The following is an 11,502-nucleotide window of genomic DNA, read 5'->3' as shown; positions in this document are numbered from 1 at the left end:
GATCGGCCGGCTCAAGCAGTATCGCCGCATCGCCACCCGCTACGAGAAGCGAGCCGCAAACTACCTCGCTATGGTCACGCTCGGCATGACCATGCTCTGGCTCAGATGACTTTGCAGAGACGCCCTACTCGTTCATCGCGGCGAAGGTCCGACAGTTTGGCGCGCAGCTTCGTCCTGATGTCGGCGCCGATCCTGTGGCGCCGCGACCGACGATCGTGCCGGACGAAGCCGTCGCCGTCGGAGGTCGTCCTCCGCAAGCAATGGCCCGTTCCAGAGCTGCGGTGCGCGTGCGGAGCGGCGGTTGCCACTCCCCTTGACCCTAATACTTAGGAATCCTAATTATCGATCCATGGACCACGCGGCCGACCCAGATCCCGTCCTAATCCGCCTGCGCGAGGGCTTCGAGCGCGTCGCCATCGTGCTGCGGGCCGATCTGTGGGCGGCCGCGGGCGATGCGGGCCTGAATCCGACACAGGCGCAGGTGCTGGCGCTGCTCGCGGGACGCCCGGCCGGCCTGAGGGCGAAGGAGATCGCCGCGCAGCTGGCCGTCTCGGCACCGAGCATGGCCGACACGCTCGCCGCGCTCGCGCGCAAGGCCCTGCTGACGCGCGCGCCCGATCCCACGGATGCCCGCGCGGTGATCGTGCGCCTGACCGACGAAGGCCGCGCGCTCGGGCGCGCCCTCGCCGCGGCCACGTCACAGGTGATGTCGGCCCTGGCGCGGCTGACGCCGCCCGAGCAGGCGGATCTCCTCCTGACCCAGATCAAGCTCATCCGGACCCTGCAGCAGGCGGGTGCCATCCCGGTGCAACGGATGTGCGTCAGCTGCCGCCACTTCAGGCCGAACGCCCATCCGGCCGAGGCCCAGCCCCACCATTGCGCCTTCGTGAACGCCGCGATCGGGAGCCGGGATCTCCGGCTCGATTGCGGCGAGCATGAAGCGGCCGATCCCGACGTCCAGGCTGCCACCTGGACGTCCTTCGCGAATGGATCGCCGCCCCTCCGAGCACCACGAGAGACCTGAAAGGACACATCGTCATGACGAGGATCAAGGCACGGGGCGTTGGCCTCGTGGCGGCGGCTCTGTGCGCGCTCTCCACCGGCGCCTCGGCCGAGCCCATCCGGGCGCAGCCGAATCCCGCTGTCCTGGCGTCGTTCGACATCGTCGAGACGAGGATCGCGACCAGGGGCGACACCGCCATCTTCACCACCCGTGTCCGGGGCGAGGCGGGCAAGGACAAGCCGGATGCCACCGGCAAGTTCGAGGGCTCGAGCGTCTACGCCTACGTCTGGCCGACGACCCTCGACAGCGACGCGATCGGCTTCGACAAGGCTCAGGGTATCGTGGCGCTCGCCGTCACCTTCCACCCCGATTTCGACGACGCGGCCTACGGTGCCAGGAACCGCCATGTCTGGCACCCGCACTGGGTGGTGCTCGCCAAGGACGCGGCCTGCGGCGGCGGCCTGAAGGTCGTCGATATCCCGGACGGCGCGAAGCCGAAGGTTCCGCCGACCTGGCCGAAGGTCCCGCTCCTGATCGACAGCCCGGACTACCCGACCACCTTCCGGGGCGACACGGTTCAGGTCGAGATCCCGGTCTCGCTCATCACCGGCATCAAGGGTGCCTCGTTCGACGGGGTGACGTCCGGCCTGAAGGTGAACGGCAACCTGCACGCGCCGCTGCTCTGCGTCAGCGACGTCTTCAAGGTCGCCTCGGGCAACCTGTCGCTGCCGGGCAAGGTGACCCCTCAGAAGTAGGACGCGCGACAGGAAGCGGTTCGGCGACTGCCATCGCCGAACCGCCGGAAGATCCCCCTCCGAGCATCAGAGAAGGACGAGTCACCATGGCATATGCCCGCCTCGACGATCCACCCCCGGCCGCGGCCCGGCCCTCGCCGCGCGCAGACGTGATCGATCGCCGACCCGTGAGGGCGCCGACCGCGCCGAGGATCGCGGCGCTGGCACGCCTCAGCGGGATCCTTCTCGCGCTCCTCGCGCCGCCGACAGGGGCGATCGCCGCCGATGCTCAGGACCTGGTGGAGGCTCTGCGCACAGTCGCCGGCAGTCGGCCCGGCGTGCGCCCGACCTTCGCCAAAGGGCAGTGCGTCCGCGGCACCTACACGCCCTCGGCCGACGTTGGACAGGTGACGCGGTCGATCAGTTTCACCCGGCCCTGGCCTCTCGTCGGGCGGTTCTCGGTCGGCGGCGGCAACCCGTCGGTGCCGGACACGACCAGGACCGTTCTGCGCGGCTTCTCGATCAAGCTCCTGTCGGACGGTGGCGAGACCCATCTGCTGTTCGAGAACGCGCCGGTCCACTTCGCGCGGAGCCTCGACCAGATGCTCGCGTTCCTGCAGGTCCGCGTTCCCGGCCCCGACGGCAAGCCGAATCCGGAGGCCATCGCGGCCTTCGCGAAGGCCAATCCAGAGACCACGCGCCAGGCGGCCTTCGTCGCCGGCAAACCTGTCCCGGGCAGCTATGCCGGCGTCGTCTATTGGGGCGTGCACACGTTCACGGGCCTGAACGCGGACGGTCGTGCCGTGCCCTTCAAGTTCAAGATCGCTCCCCGAGCCGGCGAGATCACCCTCAGCGACGAGGAGGCGAAGGGCAAGCCTGCACAGTTCCTGGCCGACGCGCTGCGGGAGCAGCTGTCGAGGGGCCCGGCGGCGTTCGACGTCGTGGCCCTGCTCGCCGGTCCCGGCGACGATCTCGACGGCGACATCACCCAGCGGTGGCCCAACGAGGACGACCGGAAGGCGGTCACCCTCGGCACGATCGCCGTGACCGGCATCGAGCCGAACGAGAGCTGCGACCAGGGCATCTTCGACCCGGGACAGCTGGCGGACGGCATCGACGCGCCGAAGGACGAGATCTTCGCGGCGCGCCGCACCGCCTACGGGATCTCGTTCGGCCTCCGCTCCCAGTGAGCCTCCGCGGCCCGGCGGCTGCCGCTGCCCGGCCGCTCGTCATCGACGACCCGAACTCCGGAGAAGCGGCATGACCATCCTGGCCCCCGAACTCGTGACCGGTCGCTGGTTCAACACGCCCGCGCCGCTCTCCCTCGCCGCGCTGCGCGGCACGGTCGTCGTGCTGCACGCGTTCCAGATGCTGTGCCCCGGCTGCGTGGCGCACGGCACGCCGCAGGCCGAGAAGCTGCACCGGATGTTTGCCGGCAACGGCGCGGTCGCGGTGATCGGCCTGCACGCGGTGTCCGAGCATCATGCCGCCATGACCGAAGTCGCCCTCGAAGCCTTCATCCACGAGTATCGTCTGACCCTGCCGATCGCCGTCGACCTCCTCGAGGACGACGGGCCGATCCCGCAGACGATGCGGCGCTACGGCATGCGCGGAACGCCGACCACGATCGTCATCGACCGTGACGGACGGGTCCGGGAACACGACTTCGGGCAGGTCGACGACCTCGCGCTCGGCATCCTGGTGGGCTCGCTGATCGCGGAACCGGTCACGGGATCGGTGCGCGGGGCAATGGCGCCGGACGGGTGCGACGTATCCGGATGCCGGATGCCGGACGACACGCGGCCATGACGACGCCGATCCTGCCACCCATCCTCCCGCTCGTCCTCGCCGGACCGGTCGCGCCGCTGGGACCGGACGGTCCGCCGAGCGGCATCGTCAAGAATCCCGTTCCCGGGCCGTGGCGGGTCACGGCGACCGGTCTCGTGGGCGATGCCCAGGCCGACCTCCGCTTCCATGGCGGTCCCGAGAAGGCGCTCCACCAGTATCCGCAGGACCATTACGCCGCCTGGGCTTCCGAGATCGGCGATCATCCGCTGCTCTCCGCACCGGGCGCCTTCGGTGAGAACCTCGCGACGACGGGCTGGACGGAGCGCGACGTCTGCGTCGGCGACGTCGCCCGCTTCGGCTCGGCGCTGCTGCAGGTCAGCCAGGGGCGCCAGCCCTGCTTCAAGCTCGACCGGCGCTTCGGACGATCCGGGATGGCGCTCGCCGTGCAGAGGACGGGGCGGACCGGCTGGTACTGGCGAGTCCTCGAGGACGGCGTCGCCGAGCCCGGCGACAGGATCGAGCTTCGGGCGCGTCCGCGGCCGGACTGGTCGCTCGCGCGCCTGATTCACCTCCTCTACGTCGACACGCGCAACCGGTCCGAGCTGCAGGCCGCGAGCGCGATCCCGGAACTGGCGGAGAGCTGGCGCCTGCTCCTGCACCGACGTTTGCGGACCGGCGCGGTCGAGGACTGGTCGAAGCGCGTCACCGGACGGGACGGCGGGCCGGGCGCCTGAACGCGGGCGCGTCGATGCGGACGGGCCATGGACGACGGGCCGTGCTGCCGGTCGGCCGCCGGCCACGGCGCGCGCTCATTGCGGGGCGGCCGACGGGAACAGGCGCCGGAGATGCGCGTGCAGGCCGGGCTCGCGCCACGTCCGGCCGCGCCAGGCGACGTGCCCGTCCGGCCGGATCAGGCAGGCCATGGTCCCCGCGCCGTAAGCCTGACCGAAGGCCCCCGTCGGATCGGCGAGCGCCGTCACGCCCGGGATGGGCACCTCGCCGCCGATGACGACGACCCGGACGCGGGGACGGTGCTGGCGGGCCCAGATCGGCAGATCGGGGCCGGCCACGGCGTCCGACATCCCGGCAGCGTGGATGAGGAGGACGTGCTCGGTACCGCGCAATTCGTCGAAGAGCCGCGTCGGGAAACCGAGCCCGTCGCGGACCAGCCCGTTGACGTCGGGCGCCCGGTCGCCGGGCCTCGGGCCGGCCTCCGTCGTCTCCGTCGCGTCGTCGGCGATCCAGGCCGTGTTCCGATAGCTGACGAGGATTTGCGTCTCGGCGAGGCGGTCCGGCGCGCCGCCGCGCTCCCGACCGTATCCCTCGCTCGCTGTCCGGGTCCGCGCGATCACCTCCGCGCCCACCGGGCGCCGCTCCCCCTCGTAGCTGTCGAGGAGGGTCTCGGGACTGGCGCCCCGAAGAACCAGGGCGAGCTTCCAGGCCAGATTGTAGGCGTCCTGGATCCCGGTATTCATCCCCTGCCCGCCGGTCGGCGGGTGGATGTGGGCGGCGTCGCCCGCCAGGAAGCAGCGGCCGCGCCGATAGGCGGCGGCGAGGCGCATGCTGATGCGGTACACCGACGACCAGCGCAGGTCCGACAGGCGCGAGCCGTCCGGCAGGAGATCGTCGGCCACGGCCTGCAGGTCGGCCAGCGACGGGCCCTGAAGCTCGGCCTGGATCCCGTGATCCGACCCGCCCGCCGGCACCAGATGCTGCGGCGCGAGCATCGAGACGCGGTAGCGGCCCGGCTCGGGGAGCGGGATGGCGATGAACATGTCGGGCGGGGCGTCCTCGTTCAGTCGCAGGGCCCGGACCGCGAGGCCGTAGGGTACGTCCCAGGCGATGTGCACGTCGCCGAGCATGAAGGGCCAGGGATAGGCCTCACCCTCGAACGCGATGCCGAGCTGGCGCCGGACCGTGCTGTGGGCACCGTCGCAGCCGACGACGTAGCGGAAGTGCGCCTCCGCGACCGCACCGTCCGCCTCCTGCAGATGCGCGCGGATACCGGTGGCGTCCTGCTCCAGGGCCGTCAGGCGCAGGCCGCGCTCGACCCGGACGCCGAAGCGCTCCAGGTGGCGGTTCAGGACTCGCTCGGTCTCGAACTGGGGCAGACCGAGCGACGCGTAGGGCAGATCGAGCGGCGGACTCACCGCGTCGACCGGCGGCTGGCCGTGCAGGATCGTGCGCAGGCCCGTGAGCCAGAGACCCGCGTCGATCATCTCGCGCGCGAGGCCCATGTCCTCCCAGACTTCCAGCGTGCGCGGGGTGACCCCGATCGCGCGGCAATAGGGCGACGGCTGCGCCGCAGCGTCGACGATCCGGCAGCGCGCCCCGTGCCGGGCGAGTTCGCAGGCGAGCGTCAGACCGACCGGACCCGCCCCCACGATCAGTACATCCGCCATCGCATCCACCCCGGACCGATCCCGAATCGTCTCAGCGCCTGATCAATCCCGAGATATCCTGACCGGAATCACGCCGTCGACGCGCGGACTATAGGCGCCGTTCGCGGGATCCGCCGCAGGCACGGCTCGGGAGGCGACGCTAAAGACCGACGCCGATGCGTCGATCCCGCGACAGCGGCTCGGCGCGAGCTCCGGAGAGCCGAAGGCGGACGGCGCGCGCGCCGACATCCCCATGTTGATTAATTTCGTCGACTATAGTTCGCGCAGACATTGCATTGAGACTGCGGTTTGAGGCGCGTCCGAAAAGTCAACACTTCTCTAGAAAGACATCTCTGTATATGGAGCTGCCCAGCATGGGGCCCTGTCCTGGCGCCCCGGGGTCACGAGAGATGTCGAGTTTCGACGAGTCGGTCGCGCGCCAGCAGCGGTTCATGGGACCGCTCCTGGTGGCGGCGATCCTGTTCGGCCTGGCGGGGCTGCCGGTCGCGGTCTGGCTCGACCTGCGCGGCCTGTCCGAGCGCATGCTCGCCACGCAGGCGATCGAGACCGGCCGGATCATCGACCAGATGCGCAGCTTCTACGCCAGCGACGTCGTCCAGGCGGTCAACGCCGCGACCGGCCGGGTCGAGACGCGTCACGATTACAAGGGCGTGCCGAACGCGATCCCGATCCCCGCGACGCTCTCCCTGGAACTCGGCGAGCGGATCAGCGGCGGGGACGGCGCGGTGAAGTACCGCTTCGTCTCCGATCTCCCGTTCAAGGACCGCAAGCCGCACGATCTCGACAGCTTCGAGACCCAGGCCCTGGCGGACCTCCGGGCGCACCCCAAGACCGGCTTCGTCAGCGAGACGACGGGGTCGATCTTCGACCGGCAGGTGCGGATCGCGGCGCCGATCCGCATGGAATCCGCCTGTGTTCGCTGCCACAACGCCCATCCCCTGAGCCCGAAGATTGACTGGAAGGTCGGCGACGTCCGCGGCATCCAGGAGATCGTCCTGCACCAGCCGATCGCCGCCAACGTCTTCGCCTTCAAGTACCTGCTGGGCTACTTCATCCTGGCGGCGCTCGCCGGCACCACCTTCCTGCTGCTGCAGGCGCGCCAGTCCCGCCTCATCGATCGGATGAACAGGGAGCTGACCGAATCGAACGGGTTCCTGGCGTCGGTCTCGGTGCAGATCGCCAAGTACATCTCGCCCCAGGTCTACAAGAGCATCTTCAGCGGCGAGCGGGACGTGTCGGTGGCGACCGAGCGCAAGAAGCTGACGATCTTCTTCTCCGACATCAAGGACTTCACCGCCACCACGGAGCGCCTGCAGCCCGAGGAGCTGACCGCGCTGCTGAACGAGTACCTGACCGAGATGACCGCCATAGCGGTCAGGCACGGCGGCACGGTGGACAAGTATATCGGCGACGCGATGCTGGTCTTCTTCGGCGACCCCGAGAGCCGGGGCGTCCGCGAGGACGCGCAGGCCTGCGTTCGGATGGCGATCGAGATGCAGAAGCGTCTGGGCCAGCTCAATGCCCGCTGGCGGCGATCCGGCATCGAGCGCCCGTTCCAGGCCCGGATCGGCATCAACACGGGCTACTGCAACGTCGGCAATTTCGGCAGCGACGAGCGGATGGACTACACGATCATCGGCGCGGAGGCGAACCTCGCCGCCCGCCTGCAGGCGGCCGCTGTCCCGGGCGGCATCACCCTGAGCTACGAGACCTACGCGCTGGTGAGCGACATCGTCCAGGCGAGCCCGCAGGAGCCGATCCGCATGAAGGGCATCAGCCGCGAGATCGTCCCCTACGCCATCGAGGGCGACCTCACCGCCGAGGCCCCGGAGACGATCTTCTCCGAGCACGCGCGGGGGATCGACTTCTACGTCGACGTCGACGCCCTGGAGATGGAGGGCGCGGCGCGGCTCCGGAAGCGCCTGCTCGACACGCTCGCCGCCGTCGACCGCCGGATGACCGGGGCGGGCACCCCCTCGGACGACGGCACGCGGCCCTCCGCGGCCGTTTGAGGTCCGGGCGACCGCCTCAGAGCGGCAGGGCCGACATCGCCAGGGCGCCGTGATGGCGGAGCGCGTTCGTGGCCGCGACCTGCCGCTCGAAGGCCGTCATCAGCCTGGGCGAAATGCCCTGGCTGTCGGGCAGGCGGATCGTCATCGGGTCGAGAAAGCGCCCGTCGACGCTCACCTCGTAGTGGACGTGGGGTCCCGTCGAGAGCCCGGTCGAGCCCATGTAGGCGATGACCTGCCCCTGATGGACGGTCGCGCCGACCTGAACCCCGTGCGCGAGCCGCTGCAGGTGATTGTAGGCCGTCACGTAGCCGTTGGCGTGGTGGATCTCGACGCGGTTGCCGTAGCCGCCGCGCGGGCCCGCATACGCCACCGTCCCGTCGCCCGTCGCCATGATCGGCGTGCCGGCCTTGTTGGCCCAATCGACGCCGTTGTGGAAGCGGGCGTAGTGGAGGATCGGGTGGACGCGCGTGCCGAACGGCGATGTGATCCGCCCGTCGGCGATCGGCATGCGCATCAGGAACTTGCGGAGCGAATTGCCCGTCTCGCTGAAGTAGCTCGCCGTCCCGGCCTCGGGCGCCTCGAAGCGATAGGCGCGGTGCTTCACCCCGCCGAGCGTCAGGGCGACGTAGCGCACCTCCGGCGGGCCGCCCGCCTTCTCGCTCGGGCTGAACAGCACCTCCAGCCGGTCGGACGGGACGATCCGGCGCTGCATGTCCAGGCCGAACGCGAAGATGCCGACGATGCGCTCGGCCAGGATGCCGGGCAGGCCATTGCGCAGGACCGCCTCGTAGATGCTCCTGTACAGGCTGGCGCCCGAGCCCTCGCCGTCGCCGTCGTCGCCTGAACGCGACGCCGCGACCTGGGCCGACGGCGGCGCCACCGTGACGAAGCCGCCGGAATCCCGTTCCGCGACGATCTCCTCGACACCGCCTGCGCCGTAGAGCGTCACCCGGGCGATCCGGCGCGCGGCCTCGCCGGCGTGCGACCGGACGAGGAGCAGGTCAACGTGCTGCCCCTCGGCCAGCCCGGTGCGGGCATGCTCGCTGAAGGCGGCCAGGATGGCGGTCACGCGCGCCGGCTCGGCGCCGTTCGCGGCCAGCGCGTCGGCCAGAGTCTCGCCGCGCTTGAGCACGACGTCGCGCGTCTCGGTCAGGCTCAGGCCGGAGGCGGGCTGGGTCTCGGCGAGGTCCGTGATGTTCTCCGGGACGACCCGCACCTCGATCGCGTGGAACGGGTCGCGGCCCGTATCGGCGCCGGCGGCGGTCGAGGCGGCGTCGGCCGGCGCGGCGGTCAGGATCTGCGAGAGCAGCCGCTGCGGCGCGAGCGGCACGGCGATCCGCGGCCCCGTCTCTCGCGCCTCATCCCACTGCCTCTCCACGAGGGCCGTGACGTCCTCGTCGCTCAGGCCGGGCGCGTCGTCGGGCACCGGCGTGGCCGCGAGCGCGGAGCGCGTGATCGTGACCGTGGTCCCGGACGGATCGTCCCCCGGCTCGTCGGAGGCCGGGGCGACCTCCCCGTCCTCGGCGAGCTGGCGCGTCGGATCGAAGGGTGGGATCTGCCCGTCGATCGCGTCGCCGGAGGACAGGCTCGTGACCAGTCGCACGAAGGGCTGGGTCCGGATGAGCTCGCGGGCGCCGACCTGGTGGGTCACCGGCGCGGAGAACTCCTCCCGGTCCGAGGCGACGAGTTGGCGCCGCACGAGGCGGTCGCCGCGCTGTCCGACCACCCCCTGCCCCTCCGCGACCTGGGCGGGCCCCTGGCGGAACGTCGGCTCGGCCGGCGCGAGATCGGTGTCGACGGACATGCGGAGCGCCGCCCCCATGAGGGCCGCGCCGCAGGTGGCGATCAGGCAGCTGGCGCAGAGCCAGCGCATGTTCAGCCGTCGCCGGTCGAGCGGCGTCGTCCTTCCGTGAGACGGTGCCGCGACCGGGCTGAGCGACAGGGACCTGCGCAGAATGGGCAGCTCGCTGTGCGGTGCTCGTCCGCCCTCGTTCATCCGGTCCCCTCACGCTCAAGCTCGCCGCTTCGACGGTGAGTGCGGCCTGAATGAGGCTGCGACTTGCGCCCTGCGCGACGCTCGTCCGCTCAAGGGGCGCACGTGTCGGGCGCGGTACCGGCGGGCAGGACGGCCGGGGCATTCGTCGACCGCCCACGATCGTTTCGACCGGACGCCGCCGCGGAGTCGGGGAACGCCCGGCGCACATTGCTGTTGCCCCAGTCGCCACAGAGGGATGGGAGTCCGACCGCTCCGGTTCCGGCACCTTCCCGCGACACAGTCGGAGAGCATTGCCATGGTCGACACGGACAGGATCACGGGCGCCGCGCGCACGCTCGGCGGGAAGGTGCAGGGCGCGGTCGGCGACGCTGTCGGCGCAGACCGTCACGCCCTCGAGGGGCGCCTCCGCGAAGCGCAGGGCACCGCCGAGAATCTCTACGGCCAAGCCAAGGACGCCGTGCGGCACGCGGCCGACGAGGTCTCGGACCACGCCGCCGAGGCCTACGACCGGAGCCGCCACGCCGCCTGGGAAGGTCATCAGAAATCCGTCGAGTGGCCGCACGCCTCCCTGATCGTGGCCGGTCTCGTCGGCTTCGGGCTCGGTTTCCTCGTCAGCCGTCTCTGACACGGAGCACCGCGTGCCACCGTCGGCTTCGCGTCGACGGAATCGCGGGGCCGCGAGCGCCGCGCGCGATCGGGTCGGCGCGGAGGCCAGGGCGGAGCCCGTGCCGCGACATGCGTGCGCCCCCTCTCCCGCGCGGGAGAGGGGGTATGGCGCGGGTTCTCGACCGGGCGCCGTCGTCCTTCCGAACCGTCGCACATCGATCGGAACCGGCTCGAGCGGGTGCAGGCACATGCCGCGCGCAGCCGCCACGCCCGTCGGAAGCCCATCTGCGCCGCCTGGCCGATCCTTCCGGGACAGCGGGTGTCGGCGACCTGCGAGGGTCCACGCCCACGTCCGGAAATGAGCCTCCAGTATCGACGCCTTTGAGAACTTGTGTTCCGTTATGGAACAGAGTTCTTGGCTCTATTTTCGCTCTAGACACCGCTGAGAGGTGTCTAATGCATCAGTTTATCGGCCTATTTGCCATCTTCGTCACGCTGGCCGGCGTGCTTCACACCTGGGGTGCGCCGCGCTGGGCGATCGCCGGCCTCTGCGTGATCGGCCTCCTCGGCGTGTCGGCCGCGCTCGTCGGCATCCAACCCAAGGTGGCCCCGTCGCCGGTCTCCCAGGTGCAGTCGCTCAACGACGCGATGCAGCCCGTCTTCGAAGGCGTTTGGGACCCGCTGCGGCCGGGTCGGCTGCTGACGACGTCCCGGTAGCGTCTCCGGTCCGCGCGGCCTCCGCCGCGGGCCGCGGGTTCCGTTAGACAGCCCGCGGCGTGATCTAGAGCCGCTCCCGGTCGGGTTGGGACGCAGGCGATCGGCGAGCCCGTGCCAAACGAGGCGCGGGTCCCCTCTCCCGTGCGGGAGAGGGACAGGGTGAGGGATGAGAACAGTCCGGAAGAGTCGCGGCCTGTACGCGCATCGGCGGCCTGTTCAGTCCTGATCCTTCGCGTCCCTCACC

General features: G+C 70.8%; 10 protein-coding genes and 1 pseudogene. 9 read left to right on the top strand and 2 right to left on the bottom strand.

Annotated features, from left to right (window positions below; genetic code table 11):
* The 6 genes and pseudogenes from ACLBYE_RS27030 to ACLBYE_RS27005 form a co-directional block, all read left to right on the top strand.
* Positions 1 to 109, top strand: a pseudogene (locus tag ACLBYE_RS27030) (IS5-like element ISMra2 family transposase); the annotation flags it as partial.
* A 240-nt stretch (positions 110 to 349) separates the two neighbouring features.
* Positions 350 to 1,024: a MarR family winged helix-turn-helix transcriptional regulator gene (locus ACLBYE_RS27025; RefSeq protein WP_447696529.1), complete on the top strand. Its 675-nt coding sequence runs from the start codon at positions 350 to 352 to the stop codon at positions 1,022 to 1,024.
* 14 nt (positions 1,025 to 1,038) lie between these two features.
* Positions 1,039 to 1,758 (top strand): hypothetical protein, encoded by a 720-nt coding sequence (locus tag ACLBYE_RS27020; protein WP_447696528.1) that lies wholly within the window; start codon positions 1,039 to 1,041, stop codon positions 1,756 to 1,758.
* 167 nt (positions 1,759 to 1,925) lie between these two features.
* The gene (locus tag ACLBYE_RS27015; RefSeq protein ID WP_447696527.1) at positions 1,926 to 2,927 is read left to right on the top strand and encodes a catalase; all 1,002 of its coding nucleotides are present in this window, start codon (positions 1,926 to 1,928) and stop codon (positions 2,925 to 2,927) included.
* Between the two features lie 70 nt (positions 2,928 to 2,997).
* Entirely contained in the window at positions 2,998 to 3,546 is a 549-nt protein-coding gene (locus tag ACLBYE_RS27010) for a peroxiredoxin family protein (RefSeq protein ID WP_447696526.1), read from the top strand.
* Positions 3,543 to 4,259 (top strand): MOSC domain-containing protein, encoded by a 717-nt coding sequence (locus ACLBYE_RS27005; RefSeq protein WP_447696525.1) that lies wholly within the window; start codon positions 3,543 to 3,545, stop codon positions 4,257 to 4,259. Before ACLBYE_RS27010 ends, ACLBYE_RS27005 begins: the two co-directional genes overlap by 4 nt.
* A 75-nt stretch (positions 4,260 to 4,334) precedes the next feature.
* Here ACLBYE_RS27005 and ACLBYE_RS27000 read toward each other — a convergent pair whose 3' ends face one another.
* Positions 4,335 to 5,927: an FAD-dependent monooxygenase gene (locus tag ACLBYE_RS27000; protein ID WP_447696524.1), complete on the bottom strand. Its 1,593-nt coding sequence runs from the start codon at positions 5,925 to 5,927 to the stop codon at positions 4,335 to 4,337.
* A 389-nt stretch (positions 5,928 to 6,316) separates the two neighbouring features.
* Between ACLBYE_RS27000 and ACLBYE_RS26995 the strand changes: the two genes are divergently transcribed.
* Complete coding sequence (locus ACLBYE_RS26995) at positions 6,317 to 7,939, top strand: adenylate/guanylate cyclase domain-containing protein (RefSeq protein ID WP_447696523.1); 1,623 nt, start codon at positions 6,317 to 6,319, stop codon at positions 7,937 to 7,939.
* Positions 7,940 to 7,955: 16 nt separating this feature from the next.
* On the opposite strand, the gene ACLBYE_RS26990 is transcribed toward ACLBYE_RS26995, so the two are convergent.
* Positions 7,956 to 9,812: a M23 family metallopeptidase gene (locus tag ACLBYE_RS26990; protein WP_447696522.1), complete on the bottom strand. Its 1,857-nt coding sequence runs from the start codon at positions 9,810 to 9,812 to the stop codon at positions 7,956 to 7,958.
* A 418-nt stretch (positions 9,813 to 10,230) separates the two neighbouring features.
* Here ACLBYE_RS26990 and ACLBYE_RS26985 point away from each other — a divergent pair, with 418 nt between their 5' ends.
* On the top strand, positions 10,231 to 10,560 hold the full coding sequence (locus tag ACLBYE_RS26985) for a CsbD family protein (protein ID WP_447696521.1): 330 nt from the start codon (positions 10,231 to 10,233) through the stop codon (positions 10,558 to 10,560).
* A 437-nt stretch (positions 10,561 to 10,997) separates the two neighbouring features.
* Positions 10,998 to 11,258, top strand: a complete 261-nt coding sequence (locus ACLBYE_RS26980; RefSeq protein WP_447696520.1) for a hypothetical protein — start codon at positions 10,998 to 11,000, stop codon at positions 11,256 to 11,258.
* The last annotated feature ends 244 nt before the right edge of the window (positions 11,259 to 11,502 follow it).

This window comes from Methylobacterium sp. A52T (assembly GCF_053346095.1).
Note: the sequence above shows the minus strand (reverse complement) of the source record. Positions and strands in the feature narration are given on the sequence as shown.